Origin of the sequence: Hydrogenovibrio kuenenii DSM 12350 (assembly GCF_000526715.1) — a bacterium.
GTDB lineage: Bacteria > Pseudomonadota > Gammaproteobacteria > Thiomicrospirales > Thiomicrospiraceae > Hydrogenovibrio > Hydrogenovibrio kuenenii.
Genome location: NZ_JAGP01000001.1, coordinates 524,463 through 546,560 on the forward strand (window position 1 = coordinate 524,463; position 22,098 = coordinate 546,560).

18 protein-coding genes are annotated in these 22,098 nt (G+C 41.9%); 14 read left to right on the forward strand and 4 right to left on the reverse strand.

What is annotated here, in order from left to right:
* Positions 1–183: 183 nt before the first annotated feature.
* Positions 184–591 (reverse strand): VOC family protein, encoded by a 408-nt coding sequence (locus tag N745_RS0102450; protein WP_245595652.1) that lies wholly within the window; start codon positions 589–591, stop codon positions 184–186.
* 63 nt (positions 592–654) lie between these two features.
* Here N745_RS0102450 and N745_RS0102455 point away from each other — a divergent pair, with 63 nt between their 5' ends.
* Together N745_RS0102455 and N745_RS0102460 are read left to right on the forward strand one after the other, a co-directional pair.
* Positions 655–3,567, forward strand: a complete 2,913-nt coding sequence (locus tag N745_RS0102455; protein ID WP_024850553.1) for a PD-(D/E)XK nuclease family protein — start codon at positions 655–657, stop codon at positions 3,565–3,567.
* 87 nt (positions 3,568–3,654) lie between these two features.
* A complete protein-coding gene (locus N745_RS0102460; protein ID WP_024850554.1) occupies positions 3,655–4,761 on the forward strand; it encodes a hypothetical protein in 1,107 nt (368 codons plus the stop codon).
* Here the strand turns inward: N745_RS0102460 and N745_RS0102465 are convergent.
* Positions 4,754–5,578, reverse strand: coding sequence for an HDOD domain-containing protein (locus N745_RS0102465; protein WP_024850555.1), 825 nt, complete (start codon positions 5,576–5,578; stop codon positions 4,754–4,756). The two genes, N745_RS0102460 and N745_RS0102465, sit on opposite strands and share 8 nt — an antisense overlap.
* Before the next feature lie 152 nt (positions 5,579–5,730).
* On the opposite strand from N745_RS0102465, the gene N745_RS0102470 reads away from it, so the two are divergent.
* The 3 genes from N745_RS0102470 to N745_RS11610 all read left to right on the forward strand — a co-directional run bounded on the left by N745_RS0102470 (position 5,731) and on the right by N745_RS11610 (position 10,585).
* Complete coding sequence (locus N745_RS0102470) at positions 5,731–9,297, forward strand: UvrD-helicase domain-containing protein (protein WP_024850556.1); 3,567 nt, start codon at positions 5,731–5,733, stop codon at positions 9,295–9,297.
* A gap of 20 nt (positions 9,298–9,317) precedes the next feature.
* Positions 9,318–10,010, forward strand: coding sequence for a class I SAM-dependent methyltransferase (locus N745_RS0102475; RefSeq protein WP_024850557.1), 693 nt, complete (start codon positions 9,318–9,320; stop codon positions 10,008–10,010).
* 74 nt (positions 10,011–10,084) lie between these two features.
* Positions 10,085–10,585 (forward strand): YhcH/YjgK/YiaL family protein, encoded by a 501-nt coding sequence (locus N745_RS11610; RefSeq protein WP_024850558.1) that lies wholly within the window; start codon positions 10,085–10,087, stop codon positions 10,583–10,585.
* A 188-nt stretch (positions 10,586–10,773) separates the two neighbouring features.
* Here the strand turns inward: N745_RS11610 and N745_RS0102485 are convergent, their stop codons facing one another.
* Both N745_RS0102485 and N745_RS0102490 read right to left on the reverse strand, forming a co-directional pair.
* Entirely contained in the window at positions 10,774–11,163 is a 390-nt protein-coding gene (locus N745_RS0102485; protein ID WP_024850559.1) for a YraN family protein, read from the reverse strand.
* Positions 11,164–11,183: 20 nt separating this feature from the next.
* Complete coding sequence (locus N745_RS0102490; RefSeq protein ID WP_024850560.1) at positions 11,184–12,785, reverse strand: penicillin-binding protein activator; 1,602 nt, start codon at positions 12,783–12,785, stop codon at positions 11,184–11,186.
* A 143-nt stretch (positions 12,786–12,928) separates the two neighbouring features.
* On the opposite strand from N745_RS0102490, the gene rsmI reads away from it, so the two are divergent.
* From rsmI to N745_RS0102535, 9 genes are all read left to right on the forward strand, one after another.
* Positions 12,929–13,759, forward strand: a complete 831-nt coding sequence (gene rsmI, locus N745_RS0102495) for a 16S rRNA (cytidine(1402)-2'-O)-methyltransferase (protein WP_024850561.1) — start codon at positions 12,929–12,931, stop codon at positions 13,757–13,759.
* Between the two features lie 170 nt (positions 13,760–13,929).
* On the forward strand, positions 13,930–15,792 hold the full coding sequence (glmS, locus tag N745_RS0102500) for a glutamine--fructose-6-phosphate transaminase (isomerizing) (protein ID WP_024850562.1): 1,863 nt from the start codon (positions 13,930–13,932) through the stop codon (positions 15,790–15,792).
* The gene (locus N745_RS0102505; RefSeq protein ID WP_024850563.1) at positions 15,793–16,779 is read left to right on the forward strand and encodes an FAD-binding oxidoreductase; all 987 of its coding nucleotides are present in this window, start codon (positions 15,793–15,795) and stop codon (positions 16,777–16,779) included.
* Positions 16,780–16,806: 27 nt separating this feature from the next.
* Positions 16,807–17,583, forward strand: coding sequence for a glucose-1-phosphate cytidylyltransferase (gene rfbF / locus N745_RS0102510; protein WP_024850564.1), 777 nt, complete (start codon positions 16,807–16,809; stop codon positions 17,581–17,583).
* Between the two features lie 4 nt (positions 17,584–17,587).
* A complete protein-coding gene (rfbG, locus tag N745_RS0102515) occupies positions 17,588–18,658 on the forward strand; it encodes a CDP-glucose 4,6-dehydratase (protein ID WP_024850565.1) in 1,071 nt (356 codons plus the stop codon).
* Positions 18,645–19,961, forward strand: coding sequence for a lipopolysaccharide biosynthesis protein RfbH (gene rfbH / locus N745_RS0102520; RefSeq protein ID WP_024850566.1), 1,317 nt, complete (start codon positions 18,645–18,647; stop codon positions 19,959–19,961). The genes rfbG and rfbH overlap by 14 nt, the downstream gene beginning before the upstream one ends.
* A gap of 19 nt (positions 19,962–19,980) precedes the next feature.
* A complete protein-coding gene (locus tag N745_RS0102525; protein ID WP_024850567.1) occupies positions 19,981–20,583 on the forward strand; it encodes an HAD family hydrolase in 603 nt (200 codons plus the stop codon).
* A complete protein-coding gene (locus N745_RS0102530) occupies positions 20,584–21,420 on the forward strand; it encodes a beta/alpha barrel domain-containing protein (protein ID WP_024850568.1) in 837 nt (278 codons plus the stop codon).
* Positions 21,421–21,425: 5 nt separating this feature from the next.
* Entirely contained in the window at positions 21,426–22,085 is a 660-nt protein-coding gene (locus tag N745_RS0102535) for an SDR family NAD(P)-dependent oxidoreductase (RefSeq protein WP_024850569.1), read from the forward strand.
* Positions 22,086–22,098 lie beyond the last annotated feature (13 nt).

A 22,098-nucleotide genomic window follows, 5' to 3' on the forward strand; every position in this document is an offset into this window, starting at 1 on the left:
ATGCGTGTTTGGATTGTAGTGACTATGGAAAATGAATGGTATTCAAAAGATTTTATTTATACAGGTATAGAAAAATTTATACCTAAGTGTTCTAGTAGGTAGTTTTGGGTATTATCTAATTGAAATATAAGTGTTTTCTTATTATCTTTAAAAGGTTTGTGTTTTGTGTGAATGAGAAAATTACTAAGAAAAATTGTTGGTTTTTGTAAAAGATTGGGCGATTTCGATCAAATTGTCATCTGGGTCATGGATATAAACCGATAATATTTTACCTTGTGCACCAGTCCGTTCTATTGGCCCTTCGATGATTTTAACTTGGTTTGCGGCAAGCGTATCAATGATTTGCTGCATGGGTGTTTGACTAAGAAAACATAGGTCTGCTGAGCCGGGCGTAGGGAGTTTTGCCCGAGGTAAGATGTTATCGGAAGTTTGGTGTAAATTGATTTTTTGATTGCCGAAGTGAAGGGCAAAACGACCTTTGGCAAATTCAACCGCTTCAAACCCGAGAATATCACGATAAAATGCCAAGCTGGCCTCCAGATTGGAAACAGTCAGCACAAGATGATCGAGTTGTTGTATTTGTATCGCCATACTCTACAATAGCTTTGTAAATATCATTCATTATGTTAATCAATTAAGCCCTAGGAAACCAGCTTGAACTTGTCACCAAATTGTTTGCATATCACGGTCAATAGTCGATTAACGCAATTCTTGAAATCCTCATTCATTGCGCAGCAAGCGGAAAGGCGAGCTGGTGACCAGTCGATCAAAGTTGCGCTTACGCCTCAGGTGATGACTTGGATACAATGGTGGCAGACTTGGCAAGACGCTTTACTACTACGTGGTGAAGTGTCACTTGAGGCCTTGCCGAAAAAAGTGATTTCCGATTTTGAAGCACAAAATCTTTGGCATTCGTTATTGGAAGACGCTTGTGTGGAAGAAGGTCTGTTATTGCTCAATAAAGCGCAAACAGCTAAACAACTGCATCAGGCATGGCTTTACGATCATGAATATTTGTATGGACAGTTGGGGCAAGAAGATGTTCCCGATGCGCTGTTTTCAGACCTTTATTTAACCGAAGAAACACAACTCTATATTCATCTTAAACAACGTTACTTGGCAGTTTTGCAGCAACGTCAGTTGTGGGACTCAGCCTTGTTGATGCAGTATCGTTTGGATTGGTTTGATTCGATTGAACAAGCTCCTATGGACATCAAGCTGCAAGGGTTTGATATTGAACATTTGGATGATTTGCCGCCTTATATGAAACATTGGATTCAACTGGTTCGAGCCAAGGGTGGTCAAGTCGAGATGGCTGAAACAGAACCATCCATGACAGCGCCCCAGCAGCTTTATCGCGCGATGGATGAGGTGGATGAAGCGCAGCAAGCGGCAGCGTGGGCTTATGAACAATATCAAAATCTTTCGAGAGAAATTCAGGCACCTCGCATCGCCATCGTCGCCCCAGATATTTCGACAGTAGAGCCAGCACTCACTTGGGCGTTGGATGAACAACTGTTATTGCAAGAAGCCGAGCCTTTAAAGCTGTTTCAACCGCAGGCGACACCGTCTAAATTTTACAATGTTTCCTTGGGGCGCTCTTTGGCCGATGTGCCTCTGGTCAAAAATGCGCTTCAGGTATTAGAGTTTGCCATCAGCGCATCGTGCAAGGCAGGCGATGCCGCCAAGTTTGAGTATAACCAGGTTTCCGAATGGCTGATTTCACCCTATACGCCTGGCGATTTTGTTGAACGCCAGGCACTGGACTTTCGTTTGCGCACTTGGCAATGGGCGAAGCTGTCGCTTAATGAATTGCTCAAGGCGTTACAACCACCTGATGCTGTTAATGAAGCTGATGCGGATGCAGGGCCGGCAAAAAGTTTCGTTTATCCCCCAAAAGGTTTATTGAAAGCATTAAAGGCCATGGCCCAGTCTGGCAGATTTTTAAATCGACAAGCAGGCAAAGCTCTGAGCGCACAGGCGTTTTACGAGTTTGCCATCGAGGTGCTTGAAGCATCCGATTGGGCAACGACTTCAGCCGATGGCGCGTTGAACAGCGTTGAGTTTCAACAAAAACTGGCATTTTTAAAAGCGCTCTATCTATTTTCCGACCAACTTGTCCTGACGTCAAAACATGGGTCAAACCAGCTAGCGGCAACTGAATGGCTAGTACGATTGCGCCAATTTGTCGCAGAACAATTGCATCAGCCAGAATCAGTAAGCGATGCGCCGATTCAGGTCATTGGGATGTTGGAAGCCGGTGGGCAGCATTTTGATGCGCTTTGGGTCATGGGGATGACTGCCAATGCCTGGCCGCGGGAAGCCAAGCCCAACCCGTTTTTACCGATAGCGCTGCAACGTGAATACCAGCTTCCTCGTGCCGATGTCGCCCGGGAGTTGCGCTATGCCCAACGCTTGACCGAACGACTTGCGACATCCGCTCAACAAGTGGTTTGGTCTTATGCGCAACAGTCAGAAGGGCAGTTGAATCTCATCAGCCCTCTGGTTGAAAGTTATTTGCAAAAACAGCCGGAAGAATCGATGGAGTATGCCCCATTGCCTTACCAGTCTTTGGCTGAGGTGATGTTTTTAGAGAGAACGCCTGTCGAAATGGTTTTGGATAATAAGGCGCCAGCCGTTACGCCTGGTGACAAGGTGCCGGGCGGTTCAGCGATTTTAACCGCGCAGCAGAAATGCCCGTTAATGGCATTTTTCGATTATCGTCTCGGTGCCAAGTATCAATTGGAAACGGTTGAACAAGGCATGCAAAGCAATCATTTGGGAACGCTGGTGCATCAAGTGCTGGAGTGGTTTTGGCAAGAAGTGAAAAACCAATCAGCGCTGATCAGGTTAAGCGACGAACAACTCAAGCAAAAGCTTGATGACTTGTTGCAACAGGCGATGCAGACAATGGATCAGCATTTCAATGAGCACTATTTGGCTCTTGAGAAAAAGCGAATCGGTCACTTGTTGTTTGAATGGCTGCAGTTGGAGAAACAACGCCCGGCTTTCGAAGTGGTCGCTTTTGAACAGGCGGTGGAACTGGATTTGGCAGGCATAAAGCTGTCAATCAAGATTGACCGAATCGATCAATTGGAAACCGATGGCATCGGTCAGCCTCCGGTTTTTATTTTGGATTATAAAACCGGAAAAGCGACGATTAACGATTTGCTAAAGGTGCCTTTGGAAGCCCCACAGCTAGCGATTTATCTACATGCATTTGATGAAGGATTGCCCATGGAACAGGCAGAGGTGAAAGGTTTGGGCTATGGTATGATTCACAGTGATGATGGCGTCAAGTTTTCAGTTGTCGCTGAAAATGAAGCTTTCTTGCCAAATAAAAAGGCGACGAACTTTGAAGCACTCGCTGACAAGGTAGGCGAGTTTGAAGGAGCCAGTTGGGAAGCGTTTCTGCAACACTTGAAAGCGTCTGTTTTGGCGTTGGCAACGTCTGTCCAGCAAGGAAATGCAGACATGCTATTTGCTAAGCCTACTGATGTGCAATACGCTGCCAGTCTATTGGCATTGAGGTTGCCAGAAGCTCAAGCACTATTAGCGGATGGATAGGTAAAAATGTCATTCAATCCGATCGCAGACATCGTTATAATGAAATTTTGTACGGGTGCATTCCCCTTTTTTTAATAAGAGAAAACATTGAGTTCGCATAACGCTGCCCTTTATGAGGTTTATTATCAGGATCTGCCCGATAGCGAGGTAGAGAAGGATATTGTCTTTTCAATTGAAGAGGCGCAAGAGGCTGTACTCAATTTTTACAACGACTGTATTAAAAAATATCTTGCTGATGTGGTCGAACCCTTAATCTCTTATGGTGAAGTGGCACTGTTACAAAATCAATATGCCAGACAACTAAAGGGAAAAGCCTGGTTTGTCGCGGTGCAAGATCATGCGGCTTCAGGAGAAAGTGAACGACAGGACGCTTCTAGTGAATCCGCTAGTTCAGCAGAGAGCTTTGTTCCTTCAAGCGCACAGGCTGCCTATGCTTTAGCCGATGATGTCAGCCCCAACTTTTTTACTGCGCTAACGCAAAACTTGAAAGAAAACCTGATGAAAAAACGGGTTATCTTGACCGATAGCGAAATCCATCAAATTGTTTCAGACGCACTTTGGCGCGATGTAGCTGAAGCATCCCGTATGATGCAAAGTGAAGCCAGTTTGCGAAGTTACGCCGCTGCCGACCCAGACGTGTATTTGATTTTGGTCAAAGATGACGATGCGGCCGTTTACTTCGGTACGGAATATATCGATGCGGCTGACCAAGCCAATAATGACGACCTACAGGAAATTATCAACACAGCACAGATGCTGTCTGAAAAGTACCAAACCCAAGTCATCACCCATCATTTTATGGATATGCCGACCAATTGGAGTTGGGCAACAGTGGAGACGATCTTGAAGTCTAGCGGGATCATGCCCAGCGAAAAGCCGAATCTACTGACTGTATTGCATGATATTGAATCTTTACGCCTGTCAATCAACTCTCAAGCCGAGGTTTTAGGGTTTGAGTACCACCAGGAAGCTTTTGATGCCTATGTCAACCGCGGTGATGCTTCGCAAGCGGTTTTTAGCATTGATGTTAAACACTTTTCAGAACACGATCAGTTCAATTTGACGGTAGAAGAGGTTGTGAAGGCTGTCGAAATTGAACCCAATCGTTGGATTTGTGGTGATTTACTCTCTACTGAGCTGATGATTAACCCACGTAAATATTTCAATACCTCAGTTTACAACTTGGTTAGGTAATCGCTTTACGTAACTCGTTAAGTTGGTCATCGGATAGGTTTAGTACTTGTTGACTGCGCTCAATCATCTCTTTCAGTTCTGGTGTCATATACACTTGAAATACTTGTTCGCTGACCAGGCCGTTTGCCAGTTGAATCAAGGCAACCAACTGCTTTAATTCTGGGTTGCGGATGCTGTCAAGATTCGGCTCATGATGGAGAATCATGGTTTTCTTGAAAGGGGTATCCAATTCCCACTCATCTGCAACTAAAACCCCCACCAAGCCGTGAGAAGTTCGATAGGTATCAAGTTCAGCTTGGTTGGTTGAAAAAGGGGAAGACAAGCTTTTGGCAAAAATGTTTTCATAATTAGGGTCAAGTTTAGTCATCATGATCGCCCCAATGTTGTGGAATAATCCCAGTAGATAGGCCCCGTCGCCAGTGGTGACGCCCGTCATTTTGGCAATTTCCGCACAGGCTTCCGCTACTTTTATACTATGTTTGATGAGCTGTTTGTGGCCGAAATTTTCTAACCCTAGTTTCAGAGAAATGGCCGTCACTAGGTTTCTTAAGCGTCTAACCCCCAAAATATCAATCGCATCATGAATGGTGTGAATAACACGATAGTTTTTGCCATGCATGGACGGTAGGTTGGCGGCTTGGACAATTTCACCGGCTAAAATCGCGTTCTGACCAATGATATGCGCCATTTCCTGAGCGTTTGGAAACTCTTGCTCAGCAAGCAGTTGTCTAAGTTTTAAGACTTCCCTTGGGATGGAGATTTTTTCGGTTTTGTTAAGAAGTACACGTGCTTGAACCAGTTGATCTTTAAGTTCCATTAAGATTACCTGTGTATGGCTGTAAATGTATTCGTTTAGTGTTTTTTTTAGTTCGAATACATGAGTCTGCTATGATAGTTTTCACCGCCCTTAGCGAGAGTAAATCTAGTAATGATTATAGTCAAATTCCTTACAGAGTGGATATTTTTACGATGAGTATATCGGTTTTGCAGCATTTACAACCGGACACAGCGTTGGACGATGGGCAAGCACGTTTTGATGCGATTCAGCCACAGCATTCTTTTATCGTGCAAGCGCCAGCGGGTTCTGGAAAAACCGCTTTGCTCACCCAGCGTTTTTTGGCGCTACTTTCGCAAGTAGAGGCACCAGAACAGATTGTTGCCATGACTTTTACCAAGAAAGCTGCTGCCGAGATGCAAGAGCGTATTTATCATGCGCTGCAAGCTTCACAACACCCTTTGAAAGCTGATGCCGGCATCTATGAAAAAAACACTTGGTTGTTGGCGCAAGCCGCTTTGCAAAATAGTGAAAAACAGCAGTGGCAGTTGCTGGAAAACCCACAAAGATTGCGTATTCGTACCTTGGATTCTATGAACAGCGCCCTGGTGCAACAAATGCCGTTGCTGTCGAGATTTGGCGCTTCGGTATCCGTGATTACGGATGCCGAGGTTTTATATCGTCAAGCCGCTCGCGATGCGTTGAACGATCCTGATGCGGCTAAAGCCAGTATCACACTGATTGAAAAGGTAAACGGCAACCTTGGCCGCGCGGAGAATTTGTTGGTTTCGATGCTGAAAAAGCGTGATCAATGGATGCCATTATTGGCTGAGCTCGGCAATCTACAGGATAAATCACTGTTCGACCATGCCCTCAACAGGCTGGTGGTGTCGGAATTTGCCGCTTGGCATGCTGTGTTGAAACCACAGCTATCCTTATTGAAAGAGGCTTGTTCCATTTTGCTTTCCGTTGAGGAGGGTAATCGACCAGAGGGAAGTGAATGGTCTTTGTTGTCCTCGTTCGATATTGAGCAAAATCTGCCAGGCAGGGGGGCGTTGGATAATCAGCTTAATGCGTGGAAGCAGCTGGCAAATGCTTTGCTGACAGCAAGCGGCACCTTTAGAGCGCGTTTGACCAAAAAAGAGGGTTTTCCAAACGCTTCGGCAGAACAAAAAGATATCAAGGAGCAAATGTCTGAGGTTTTGTCTAGCTTGGCGGAGCAGGATGCGAGCGGACAATGTGCGCAGAGTTTAGCCGCGATTCGTGGGTTGCCATCGGCTGAATATACTGAAGATCAGTGGCAAGGTATTGTCGACTTGATGACGTTGCTGAAAACCGCGGCAGCTTATTTGAAAATCGGCTTTTCTCATGCCGGACAAACGGATTTTATCGAAGTGGCGCAAGCGGCTTCAGAAGCGTTGGGCGAGGAAGAACAACCGACTGATCTGGCGCAGCGCTTAGATTATCAAATTAAACACTTGTTGATCGATGAGTTTCAGGATACATCGGTTAGTCAGTTTAAATTTCTGAAAAAATTAATTGCCGGTTGGCAGGTCGATGATCAACACAGCTTGTTTATCGTTGGTGATCCCATGCAGTCAATTTATCGTTTCCGTGAAGCCGAAGTGGGTAATTTTTTGGAGGTTTGGTCGGGGCGCTTGGGGCAAGTGAGTTTGGCATGCCGACATTTGACTGTGAATTTCCGTTCAGATCAAGCGGTAGTTGATTGGGTGAATGACGTTTTCCCAAGCGTATTGCCAGCACAAAATCAAATTGAGCGCGGAGCGGTTTGTTATAGCCCGTCATTGGCGAAAAAAGAATCGGACGCTTTCAGTCAGGTGGTCACCCATTGGGCAATCAATCGCAATGATGAGCAAGAGTTGGTTGAGGTGGTTGACCTCATTAAAAAACGGGTGGGGGAGTTGGAGCCAGCAGAGTCAATCGGCATTCTCGGGCGTTCTCGTGGGCACTTAATGCCGATTGCGCGTACGCTAAAACAGCAAGGAATAGGGTTTAGAGCAGTAGAGTTGGAGACGCTTAGTGAGCGCCAGGAAATACAGGATGCGCAAGCACTGACACGGGCGTTATTGCACTTGTCGGATCGGCCTGCTTGGTTGGCGCTCTTGCGAAGCCCTATTGTCGGATTGAGCTTGTCGGACTTGTATGCTTTGCTGGGGGACGCAAAAAGTTTCAAACAACCTGTTTTGCAGCGATTGAATGATGCCGCGCTGGTGGCGACCTTATCGGACGAAGGGCAAAAACGTTTGGCGCATGCATTGCCCATTTTGTTGCGAGCGGTTTCGCAAGTGGGATATTTGGCGTGGTCTCGATTGATTAGAGAAACTTGGTTGGCGCTGGGGATGGCGCAATCTGTCGAATCTGAAACGGCTTTGCAGAACGTCAATGCTTATTGGCAAATGTTGCAAGATTTGGAAGCAGACTCGACGGAACCTTTGACATTTGAACGCTTGCAGTCAGCGGTGGATAATTTGTTTGCTGCGCCAGATGCTTCAGAAGGTGCTCAGACTGTTGAGTTGATGACCATGCATAAATCGAAAGGGCTGGAGTTTGATACGGTCATTTTGCCAGGGTTAGGCAAGGCGACGCGTGGCGATGAAAAGCCGCTAATGACTTGGTTGAACTTTAAGGACGAGCAGCAAGACTATTTGGTGATGGCGCCGTTGGATCAAAAAGGGCAAAGTACGTCAGATTTGGTTGGTTTTATCCAACGGTTTGAGGCTGAGAAGCAAGGCTATGAATTGGGGCGCTTGCTTTACGTAGCCGCCACGCGAGCCAAAACGCAATTGCACCTGTTTGCCAGTGTTGCGGTTGGTGAAACTAAGTTAATCAAAATCGAAGAAGGTAAAGCAGAGTTGTTGCCAGCAGAGAAATCGCTTTTAAGTGGTCTGTGGCAGAGCCAAAAACAAGCCTTTGATAAGCTGTTGAAAGACTATGTTTTTGAACAAGAAGCATTGGAAGAGGAAGTTGTTGCGCCTAAAGTAAGCCGTATGCCTTTGCAAGGATTGGTGAGTTTAGAAAATTGGTGGCAAAAACAGTTGGCAAAAGAAAGTATGACGTTGGTTACAGGAGATCTGATAACCAAGCCGCCAGCAAAATATTCAGCAACTGATAAAGCACAAATGGCAATATCCGAATCTGACGCTATGATGATTACGGCAATTGGCAATTTAGTGCATGCAGTGCTGGAGCAATGGGCGCAAACAGGTGCTTTGTTGCAGCAAGATTCAGTTAAGAAGTTTGAAGGACAAGCAGGTTATTACCGTTACTGGTTGGCTCAACAAGGTTTAACGGGCGAACAATTAAATACAGCGGTTGAGCGTGTAAATACTTCATTGAAGAATGTGTTACAAAGTTCAAAGTTAAACTGGGCGCTTAATCCTAAACATACAGAGTCGGCAACAGAATTGGCGCTCAGTTCTTTTGGTTTGGCTTTTGAGGAAGTGGACGATATTGAAGCAAGGGATAACGTAGAAACCTTTGGCGCAACACAACATCACATTGTCGATCGTACGTTTGTGGATGAGCAAGGTGTGCGTTGGATTATTGATTATAAAACTAGCTACTGGCATGATCAAATGAGTGTTTCTAGAAAGGATTTTGTTCAAAGTAAAGTCGATGAGTATCGCTCTCAACTGGAACGCTACGGGAAGTTGTTTTCTCAGATAGAACAACGCCCGCAAAAGCATGTTTTGTACTTTACCTATCTTGATGAGTGGGTTGAAGTTGCTGAAACTGCTTAAGAATAAAATAAGGAAACAGCATGAGTGATTTATCGAAAACACAAGAACAGATTCTAAGGCATCACGGTGGGGATGGCGCGTTTGCCAGGCAGCGTATCACCGAAACCTACGAGCGCAGACACGATGATGAGTTCTGGCATTTTTGGCAAGAAAAAGTGGCCAAAAACTACCAGGCAGGGGATGGCATTCTAGATATGGGCGCCGGTATTGGACAGTTTGTACAAGATTGCGCGCAACGTTATCCAGATGCACAAGTTTATGGAATTGAAGCGGCACCTTATATGTTGGAAGAACCTCTGGCTTTACCACAAAATGCTGAGATTCTGATTGATGACTTAAACGACCCCAAATCGAATATTGCCGAAAATTCGTTGTCTATGGTGATGGCAAATATGGTTGTTCATGAACTGGTTCAGCCAATCAAAATGTTTCGCGCAGCTTACCAATGGTTAAAGCCGGGTGGTCGTTTGTGTATTATCGATTTGGTAAGACAGCCTTTATCTGATTATCTTGAAAGACGTTACCCGGGAACAGCACTTTGGGATGAAGAAACGACTGTTGAAGACTTGGAAGATGCGTTTGAGCACTTTTTGGAGCACAACCGTTATCATGCCGACGACATCGAATTTATGCTAACGGCAGGCGGTTTTAAAGTGATAGAAAAATCGTTACAGCGTAATGGACGCTTTGTTTGGCTTGTGGTTGAAAAATAGACCATGAAAGTCTATTACCCCAGCCTGGCAGATTTTGGGTTGCTAGGCTTTTTGTCAATTAAATGGAATGGAATATGGCTGTAATCGGCAATTATTTTCAAGTTAAAGAGTTTTTCAAAACTAACAACAAACTTAATCAAGTGTTTGCGTACTTAGACGATGCGTTGGATCCAACATCGGAAGTTCATCAACGTATTTTCTCAAGTAAAGAACCAAGAGTACAAAAAAACGATATTGATGGCGAATGTTTTGCAATGGAGCAGGTTTACATGACTAAAGAGCGCGAGAGCTGCTTCTTTGAGTCTCATAAGAAGTATGTAGACTTTCAATTGATCTTATCAGGTTGCGAGCAAATGGAAGTAATCGATATTCGTCACTTGTCCTTCAAAAACTTTGAAGAAGATAAAGATTTTATTTCTTATGAAGACAGTACAAAAGCATCAAAGATTGTTATGCAACACGAGGATTTATCAGTTTACTTTCCTAATGACGCACATTTGGGGTTAGCGTTTTTTGAAACCAAACAATTGGTTTATAAAACGGTGGTTAAAGTACCTGTTGAATATTTTAGGTAGGTTTGTAATGTCCTCATTTTTAGCAACAATTTTTTGTAGAATTTAAGCTGCCTAGTAGCCTCGGAGGAGTTATTTTTACAGCAGAATTCGGACATTCATTGTTATATCCAAAGTAAATATTCTAGTGAATTTCGTCCTAAAAATCGAATGAAGTTACCCCAGCCTGGCAGATTTTGATGGCACGATTTTTAGTCGAGCCAAAAGGCGTTTTGAATCCAGTTGGGTGAGGTTTGCTCAGCAATAAAACTCAGTGTGTCAAATCGCATGGCATGATTTTGATATTCTGGATTCTTTTGTAGAAAGGTTTGGGCACAGAGAATGATTTTTCGCTGTTTGCTTTTATCGACAGCTTCTTCCGGCTGACCATAATTTGTTGTCTTTCTGTGTTTAACTTCAACAAACACCAAAATGATTTCTTCATTTTTGTGATTGCTAGTGTCTTTGTCTAAACAAATCAGATCAATCTCACCGCCTTTACAGCGATAGTTTTGATTGATGATTTGCAGTTGTTGAGACTGAAGGTAGGTAGCCGCATCCTGTTCTTTTTTCTGGCCGATAATTTTACTGAGTAATCCCAATGTTATAGCCAGATAAGCGTTTAAGGTGCAGGTGTCGTGTTAATCAAGAGATTATCGGAGTCTGTGGTAGGTGGTTGTGGTAAGTCGATATATTGATCGGTATTGGTATCAGTGTCTGCAAGTGGCACGACCTGACCTTTTGAATTGTATTTTGCCCACGACATTTTGTAATCAAATTGATTGCCTAGTTTGCTCAGTTTTCCCATCATGCCACCATTTAAGCAAATAGCTGGCCCTAAGCGGTATTTTTGTGTTGCTAAAGTGAAACTGTCCCAGCCATAGGCTTCAAGTGTGGAGCTAAGAGCGGTGGGTTCTAGTGTTGCTTTTAGGGTAGGGAAGATGACGTTAGACAAATCTTTATTTGGCGCTGTTTTGTCGAGATTAATCGGCGTGAGTTTTGAGGAACCATAAACGGGAAGTTTGAGTTCAAAAAAAGCAAACTGAGGTTTGAAAACAGCAACTTGTCTTGCATTACCCAAGAGGACGATGGCGTTTAAGTCTTTTCGAGTACGAGGGGTAAAAGAGAGGTGTTCTTTAAATAACCATTGAAGGTTGTTTTTTCTAGCTTGGCTATTGGTTTCGTTGATAACGCTTCCCAAAGCTTCACGTAATTTTGGGTGTTTAGCAGGGTAGCTTTTTAGACTAAGTCTATGGCCAGGTGTTTGTTGCCAATAGTCCGCAATTTGCACAGCTAAGCTGCTGTCTGCTGAGGTAGTGCTGGTTAAAATAGCAATGCTCTTATAGTGCTTTTTACAGAGTTTGGTCGCAATTTGCAGGGCTTCACTATTTGAAATGAAATTGAAGTGTTGCATGCCAAAAGCATCATTAAGGGCAATAACAGAGTTGTCGCCACCAATCGCATTGAGTTTTTTGGTTAGGATTTCAATGTTTTCTTTTTGTAATGGTCCGATAATGACATCAGCACCGTTTTGCTTTGCCGATTGATAAGTGGATAGAATTTGATTGGGTTCGCTCGGATTAAAGCGGGTGTTGTAAAAAGTGAGTTTAATGCCCGGTGCTTGAGTCAGTTGATTGCGGATAATGCCGTCACGGATTTGCATGGCAATGTTTTTATAAGGCCCTGTTAAGGGTAAAAATACCGCAACCTGGTGGACTTGGTTTGGTTTTAGTAGGTTTGTGCTTATGGCTTGATTTAAGTGTTGATTAAAAAGCGCAGTCGGGTTGAAACGCTTCAAGTCTGCTAAAGCAGGTTTTTGCCAAATGGGGTGTAATTCTGTTGTCTTTACAAAGGCAAGCCAGTCTTTTAGTTCTGGGGACGAATTATCGTCGATATCTAGCTTGTCTTTTTCTGATTGTGGCAAATCTTTGAGCGTTTGCCAGATTTGATATTCAATCGCCAATTGGTTATCTGGCGTTGTATCTGACCAAAGCAGTTGGCTAAGTTCTAAATAATTGTTCCAGGATTTTGCTTGTTTAGCTTCGCGTATTTCATCCTGTAATACTTGGCTAGCTGTTTTTTTTGCCGGACCAGTTTCCGTGCGCGGAGACTCAAGAATTGACTTTTGTTGGGTAACAGGCGTCGAGCTACAGGATGTTAAAAGGTTAGCGGTGGTTCCAAGTAATAAAAGCGTGATAAAAAGTTTGCCGAGGAATCTAGTCATGGCAATTAAGCGCTTTAGAAAGGTGGGAAGTGATAAAATCCGCTGAAACATGTGGTTAAGATGACCGTTTAAAATGATGCAAAAAATGAATGAAGTCATTATACATAAAAGCAAATCAGAAGTGCGATAGGGAAAAGCGTTAAATGAGCGGAAAATTATTTATTGTTGCAACACCTATAGGAAACTTGAAGGATATTACCCTTAGAGCGCTGGAAATATTGGAGACAGTCGATTGGATTGCTTGTGAAGATACGCGACATTCCAGAAGGTTGTTACAGCATTTTGGTATAAATAAACCCTTAGTTAGTTTGCATGATCACAATGAGCAGCATAAAAAACTGGAGTTGATTGCAAAGTTGCAAGCTGGAGAAAAAGGCGCGTTGATTTCCGATGCGGGTACACCTTTGATTAGTGATCCCGGGTATCATTTGGTTTCATACCTACGAGAAAATGACGTTGCAGTAGAACCCGTTCCTGGGCCATCCGCATTAGTGACAGCTCTGAGTGCGGCAGGCATGCCAACGGATCGTTTTACATTTGAAGGCTTTTTACCAGCCAAAGAACAAAAGCGTTTGAATGCTTTGCAAATACTACAAAATGAAACAAGAACCATGATTTTTTATGAGTCGCCTCATCGATTGATGGATTCTTTGAGTTCTATGGCATCTATATTCGGTGTAGAAAGAAAGGTTACTGTTGCTAAAGAGCTGACTAAGCAGTTTGAACGCTTTGTTTCTGGCAATTTTGAGGAAGTTGTTGAGCAGTTTGAAATGAATTCTGATTGGGTGCGTGGTGAGTTTGTCGTAATCGTTTCTGGCGATAGCGGGGTAGTTTCTGAGCAAGAAGATTATGATGGGCTTGTTAAAATTTTGTTGTCACAGAATCTTCCTGTAAAGCAAATATCTGAAATTGTTGGGGAATTTTATTCTGTGCCCAAAAAGGCTGTTTATCAACGGGTTTTGTCATTGAAATAATAGTGTCATTGAACTATTGTATTATCTCTTGTCTTATTTAAGGGTTGAATGGCTTGTGCATAGTGCGCCAACATTAAGAATAAAACCAGTTAAGATTTTTGATAAAATGCCAAAATAAGACATGAAAAAAAATAAAAAAAATGACAGACTGCTTGGGTTATAAGAATTAAATGTGTGGAATTGTTGGCGGAGTCGCCGAAAGAAATGTTGTTCCTATCCTTTTAGAAGGGCTTAGACGCCTCGAATATAGAGGGTATGATTCATCTGGTATTGCATTGTTAAATGCTTCCGACTCGGTAGGTTGTCAAATTCAACGCCTTAGAGCTGTTGGGAAAATTAAAGAACTCGATTCTAAAATCCAACAAAGTGCCTTGTTTGATGGTCAAGTTGGTATTGCTCACACTCGTTGGGCAACTCATGGTATCCCTTCCGAAAATAACGCACACCCTCATGTTTGTAATAATGAAGTTGCTGTTGTTCATAATGGCATTATTGAAAATTACCATTTATTAAAAGACGTCCAGTTGGCAGAGGGTTACCGCTTTACCTCTGAAACAGATACTGAAGTGGTTGCTCATGCAGTGCATCATGAGCTCAAAACCTCTCATTCTTTATTGATAGCAGTTCAGCAGGCGATTACACATTTTGAAGGCGCTTATGCGTTGGGTGTGATCAGTCCTGAGTTCCCTGATACGCTTATAGCGGCAAGAAAAGGCAGTCCTTTGGTGATCGGTGTGGGGATAGGTGAGTTTTTTATTGCCTCGGATGTTTCCGCTTTGTTGCCTGTTACTCAGAACTTCATGTTTCTTGAGGATGGCGATGTCGCAGAGTTAACTCGACATGGCGTGAAGATTTTTAATCAAGATGGTCAGGTGGTTGAGAGAGAGGTGAAGCAGTCATCTTTGAATATGCATTCAGTTGAGCTGGGTGAGCATCGTCACTATATGCATAAAGAGATTTTTGAGCAGCCACAGGCGGTTATCGATACGCTTGAAGGGCGTATTTCGCAAGAGCATGTTTTGCCTTCTGCTTTTGGTTATCAAGCCGAATCTACTTTTAAATCGATTAAACAAGTTCAAGTTATTGCTTGTGGCACCAGTTATCACGCAGGAATGGTGTCAAAGTATTGGTTTGAAGATATTATTGGCTTGCCTTGTTCCGTTGAGGTGGCAAGTGAATATCGTTACCGAAATCCGGTGGTTCAAGAAAATACATTGTTTGTCACGATTAGTCAGTCCGGTGAAACGGCTGATACCTTAGCCGCACTTCAGCAAATTAAGCGATTTGCCAAAGAAAAGAATGTTTCAACGCTCACCATTTGTAATGTTCCTGAATCTAGTCTAACGCGTGAATCTGATTTAACGTTCCTAACACATGCCGGTCCAGAGATTGGTGTGGCTTCTACCAAAGCGTTTACCACTCAGTTGGTTGCACTCTCATTGCTGGTTACTGTTATTGGTAAGGTTCAACAGCGAATTTCAGAGGAGCGAGAAACAATTATTGTTAAAGGTCTGCAAAAACTTCCAGGTCTAATTAGCAATGCGCTTGCACATGAAGAAAGAATCACTGAGATTGCAAAAACCTTTGCTGATAAAGAGAATGCCTTGTTTTTGGGGCGAGGAACCATGTACCCGATCGCTATGGAAGGTGCTCTTAAATTAAAAGAGATTAGCTATATTCATGCCGAGGCTTACCCCGCAGGAGAGCTTAAGCATGGTCCACTTGCCTTGATTGATGAAAATATTCCGGTTATTGCTATTGCGCCTCATGATGATTTGCTGGAAAAGCTCAAGTCAAACTTACAGGAAGTGAAAGCACGTGGTGGGCAAATGATCATCTTTGAAGATGAGCAATCTAATATAGGCTCTGAAGATCAATTGATGGTTGTAAAGTCGACAAAAAATGTTGGGCGTATTACTGCGCCAATTACCTTTAATATCCCATTGCAGTTGTTGGCTTATCATGTAGCCTTGATTAAGGGGACTGATGTGGATCAGCCTAGGAATTTAGCAAAATCAGTGACAGTTGAATAAATGAGTATGAAAGTAAAAACGGTAGAGGGAAAAGAGTTTTCTTCGGTTCAAGGTGTGGCTTTATTGGATTCAGCAATAAATGCAGGGTTGATTTTTGAGTATAGTTGTAAGAATGGGCAGTGTGGCGTCTGCAAAACAGCACTATTGGAAGGAGAGGTTAAGGAGTTAAAGCCGCAGCTTTCCCTTACTCAACAGGACTGTGAGAAAGGAATGGTTTTGAGTTGCTGTTGTGAGCCTGTTTCAGATGTGTTGATTGATGCTGAAGATTTGAGTGCGTTACACGGAATAGAAGTTAAAACCCTTCCCGCAAGAATTAATGCTATTGAGCAAAAGTCTGCGGGTATAGTGAAAGTTAAGTTGAGGCTACCACCTTCAGCAGATTTTCAATTTTTAGAAGGGCAGTATATTGATGTAATTGGTCCAAATGGTGTTCAGAGAAGTTATTCTGTTGCAAGTACGTCAGCGAATAAGGAGATCGCACTTTTAATTAAAAAAGTTGAAGGTGGGGTTTTGAGTGAGTATTGGTTTGAGGTTGCTAAAGAAAACGATTTGGTTCGCATAGAGGGGCCAAAAGGGACGTTTTTTGTAAGGGATGTAAATAAGCCGCTATTGTTTTTGGGGACAGGTACAGGGATTGCCCCAATTATTTCGATGTTGAAACGCTTGAATGAAGATAAAAGTTTTGTGCAAAAATTTCCGATATATGTGTTTTGGGGTAATAGGCATGTAGAAGATTTTGTTTGGAAACCTGTGTTGAAAAAGCTTAATGTTGAATTTTATCAAGTTTTATCTCGTTCTGATGAGGTTTGGGATAAATCGGTAGGTTATGTTCAAGATGTGGCTTTAGGTACAGTGCCTAGTATAAAAGAATTTCATGTGTATGCTTGTGGGTCAAACCAGATGATTCAGAATGCTAGGGAGCTGTTTTGTGGTGCAGGGTTGTTGGAAAAGAACTTTTTTTCGGATGCATTTGTACAAAGTTATTAATTTTTAAGAAAGTATGGGATGAATTGAATGAAAGCAGTGATTTTGGCCGGTGGGTTAGGAACCCGCTTGAGTGAAGAGACAAGTGTACGACCTAAGCCTATGGTGGAAATCGGCGGAAAGCCTATTTTGTGGCATATTATGAAGATGTACTCATCACATGGGATTAATGACTTTGTAATTTGCTGTGGATATAAGGGGTATGTAATTAAGGAGTATTTTGCGAACTATTTTTTACATCAGTCTGATGTGACATTTTGTATGAAAGAAAATCGAATGGATGTTCATGAAAAGCGCGCAGAGCCTTGGACTGTAACCCTTGTTGATACGGGGGATAGTTCCATGACAGGTGGAAGGCTTGGAAGAGTGGCAGATTATATTAAAGATGATGAAGCTTTTTGTTTTACATACGGCGATGGTGTTTCTGACGTAAATATTTCAGCATTGGTTGAATTTCATAAATCTCACGGAAAACAAGCTACGTTAACGGCGACTTACCCTCCTGGGCGTTTTGGGGCGTTAGATATTCAAAATCACCAAATTAAACAGTTTAAAGAGAAGCCTAAAGGTGATGGTGCAATGATTAATGGTGGTTTTTTTGTGCTTACCCCAAAGGTGTTGGAGCGAATCACGGGTGATGATTGTGTGTGGGAGCAAAAACCCTTAATGAGTCTTGCTGAGGAAGGAGAGTTGATGGCGTTTGAGCATGAAGGTTTTTGGCAGCCAATGGATACTCTTCGTGACAAAACTTATTTAGAAGAGCTTTGGGATTCCAAACAAGCACCTTGGAAAAGTTGGGAAGACTAGAGCCATGGTTGATCAGAGTTTTTGGCAAGGGAAAAAAGTATTTCTAACCGGTCATACTGGCTTTAAGGGGAGTTGGATGTCCCTTTGGTTGGCTGAGATGGGAGCGATAGTAAAAGGTTATGCATTGAGCCCGCCAACTAGTCCCAGTTTATTTCAAGAAGCCAAGATCTCCGGAAAAATAGATTCGCAGATTGGAGATATTAGAGATTTTGATGCACTCAAAGCAAGTATGTACGGTTTTAATCCCGATATCCTCATTCATATGGCTGCTCAACCCCTTGTAAGGTTGTCTTATAAAGAGCCTCTCGAGACCTATGATGTCAATGTTATGGGAACGGCTAAGGTACTTGAGGCAGCAAGAAGTTGTGAAAATCTTAAAGCAATAGTTAGTGTTACCACCGATAAGTGTTATGAAAACAAAGAGTGGGTTTGGGGGTATCGTGAGGATGAGCCAATGGGAGGGTTTGATCCATATAGTAGCTCAAAAGGTTGTGCAGAGCTTGTTACTTCAGCATATCGACGTTCGTTTTTGCAGTCTGAAAATGTAGGGCTAGCTTCGGCTCGGGCAGGTAATGTTATTGGGGGTGGTGATTGGGCAGAAGATAGATTGATTCCTGATATTCTACGTGCCTTTGAGAAAAATAATGCTGTAGTTGTTCGTAACCCTAAATCAACGCGTCCATGGCAGCATGTTCTTGAGCCATTGTCAGGGTATTTGGTACTGGCTCAAAACCTTTATCAAAATCCAGATAAGTATGCTGAAGGCTGGAATTTTGGTCCTAATGAGGAAGATGCAAAACCTGTTGATTGGATTTTAGACAAAATATCAGCGCTTTGGCCTGACTCTGAATGGAAGTTAGATGAAGGTGATCACCCGCATGAAGCAGGTTATTTAAAGCTGGATATTTCAAAAGCCAAGTCTTACCTGTATTGGCAACCTACTTGGCGTCTGGAGCAAACTTTAGAGCGGATTGTTAGATGGCACAAAGCATGGTTAAGTGAAGAAGATATGCAGCATGTGTGTTTAGAAGAAATTAATGATTACATGAGAGATATGAATAATGCAAACCACTGAATCAATTAGAAGCGAAATTTCTGAGTTAGTAAAGAAATATGCTGAACTACAGTACGCTGAAAAACCATTTGAGCCAGGAAAGTCGGTTGTGCCGCCCTCAGGAAAAGTCATTGGTGAACTGGAGCTTCAATATATGGTTGAAGCATCGTTAGATGGTTGGTTGACTACAGGGCGTTTTAACGAACAATTTGAAAAAGAATTGGCAGAATTTATTGGGGTGAACCACCTTATTACGGTTAACTCAGGTTCTTCAGCAAATTTGGTTGCCTTTGCAGCATTAACATCACCTAAATTAGGTAATAGGGCTGTTAAGAAAGGGGATGAGGTTATCGGGGTTGCTGCAGGATTTCCAACAACTGTTAACCCCATAGTTCAATTCGGTGCTATTCCTGTTTTTGTGGATGTAGATATTAAAACTCATAATGTGAATGCGGACTTGATTGAGGCTGCCATTACACCTAAAACCAAAGCAATTATGTTGGCTCATACTCTTGGTAACCCATTTGATATAGCCAAAGTAAAAGCAATATGTGAAAAGCATAATTTATGGCTGGTTGAAGATTGTTGTGATGCATTGGGTGCAAAGTATGATGGTCAGCATGTCGGGACATTTGGTGATATTGCAACTTGTAGTTTCTATCCTGCCCACCATATAACAATGGGTGAGGGAGGGGCGGTTTTTACTAAAAATCCACAGTTGATTGCGATTGCTGAATCATTTAGGGATTGGGGTAGAGACTGTTATTGCAAGCCTGGATGTGATAACACCTGCGGTACTAGATTTAATATGCAGCTAGGGGATCTTCCGCAGGGGTATGATCATAAATATACCTACTCTCACCTAGGCTATAACTTAAAAATTTCAGATATGCAAGCCGCTTGTGGATTAGCTCAGTTAAAGCGATTGCCTGAATTTATAGAAAAGCGCAATACTAATTTTGATTATCTGAAAAAGCGCTTAGCTTCTGTAACTGATTTTATCGAGCTAACAGAGCCAACAGAGGGGTCTAATCCTTCATGGTTTGGTTTTCCAGTTACGGTTAAAGAGTCAACGGGAATTAATCGCGTTGACTTAACAAAATATCTGGATCAACAGAAAATTGGAACAAGATTGTTGTTTGCTGGAAATTTAATTCGACAGCCATACTTTAAAGATATTGAGTATAGGGTCGTTGGAGATTTGACTAATACAGATGAAACGATGAATCAAACACTTTGGCTTGGTATTTATCCGGGTTTAGGAAAAGAGCAGCTGGATTATATAGCTGAAAAACTAGAAGAGTTTTTTGGTGTGAATTTCTAATTGAGCAATAGTTGGAATTATGCATATTATTTTTGATTTGGATGGGACTCTGATTGATAGCAGGCAGGGGATTTTAAATACGTTGGATGTTGTAAGTCAAAAGGTTATAGGATCAAAATTTCAGTGCAATGTGTCTCAAATAGGCCCTCCTATTGCGGAAATGCTGAAGTTGTTTTTTCCAGATGTTTCAGGTAAGGATATGAATCTTGCTCTTACTGAGTTTAGAGGACACTACGATAGTCAAGGTTGGTCAGAATATAAGCTATATGATGATATAAAGTCTGTTTTAAATAAATTGAAAAAGAAAGGCTATAAACTTTCGGTTGCAACTAATAAGCCGAAAATTCCAACCTGTAAAATTTTGAAAGACGCTGGGATCGAAAAAATGTTTGAAAATATTTTATGTTTTGATGCTGACAAGTATTTATCAAAGTCTTCTATGGTGACTGAAATTATTTGTGCTGGTAGAGATTCATATGTCATGGTGGGAGACTCGTATGATGACGGTAAGGCTGCTAAGGAAAATGGAATTAAATTTGTTTATTGTAGTTATGGTTTTGGTCTGGCAGAAGATTATGCCGCGAGAATTCAAAGCTTTAGCGAGCTGTTAGAGGTGGTGTAAATGAAGAAAGATTCAGTAATTTTTGACTGTACGATTAGGGAAGCTGGCTACCAGACAGGGTGGCATTTTGATAAGAAATTTGTTATTGAATGGTACCAGTTACTTTTGGCTTCGAAAATAGATTATATGGAATTAGGTTTCTTTCATGATCAGAAGCATGATCCGGGTCGAGGGATTTATCGATATTGTTCTCAAAGAAACCAGGAAATTAAGGATGTTCTTGAGCGGATAAAAAGTAGAACTAAGCTGTCATCTATGCTTGACTTGCAAAGACCACTTTCAGAAATCCTGCCACAGGAAGACACAATTATCGATACAATAAGGATAATTAATAGGTCACACGAAAATGATTTTAACGCATTAGCTAAAAAAGTTGAGGAGCTTAGTAATAAAGGTTACGAAGTTTGCATTAATTATACGAGTTCTGGCTATAACACAAGAGAAATGAATAGAGATTTTCTACAATTTTCGAAGGATTCTGGTGTTTCAGCTGTCTATTTTGCAGACACAGAAAGTGTGTTTACTGAAGATTATGTAAAAGAGCTAATTGAAGAGTGTGATGCTCTTGATGTGACAAATTATGGATTGCATTTTCATGATAAGAGAGGTTTAGCAAAAGACCTGATGACAATGTCATATGAGATGGGGTGCAGAAAATTCGATTCAACATTACTTGGATTCGGTGGGAAGTGGCATGATTGGAACTTAACATCAGAATTTATATTTGAGTTTTTTGAAATAAAACCTGATCCTGTTGAGTTTAATAATAGAAGAAGAGACTTGGTTCAGCAAATTATTAAATACAAACAATATGATACAACAGTTATTGAAGACTAATTTTTATGAATGTTTTGATAACCGGTGGTAATGGTGGGATAGGTTCTGCTATTAAAGAAGTTTTTTTAGATAATCAAGCTAACATATTTTCTCCTAGTAGCAAGGAAGTTGATCTTGTTTCCGAAGATTCTATTTACCGTTACCTTGAAAAATTGCCCGAGATTGATGTTTTTATACATTGTGCAGGGATAAATGAACCTGTTCCGTTTTTAAGTTTAGTAAAAGATTCTCTCAATGATACTTTGTCTGTAAATGTTCTTTCTGCCGTCGAAATTTCTCAGTATATGCTTACAAAAATGAAAAAAAGAAAGTTTGGAAGAATGGTTTACGTTTCATCGCTTTGGTCAACTCTTGGCAGAGAAGGTAGATCCTCTTATTCTATGAGTAAAGCAGCCTTGGACGCACTGATGAGAAATATTGCTGTCGAATTTGGTAAATACGATATTTTAATTAATTCTGTTGTCCCAGGATTTGTAGATACTCCCTTGACTAGGAAAAACTTGAGTCAAGAACGTATTAATGAAATTACAAATAATACGCCAATTAATAAACTTGTTTCAGCTGAAGAAATTGCTCAGATAACTTATTTTTTGTGCAGAAAGGAAAATCAGTCAATTACAGGACAGTCTATTTTTGTTGATGGTGGATATTCTATTTTAGGTTAAAAAGGTGTTTGAA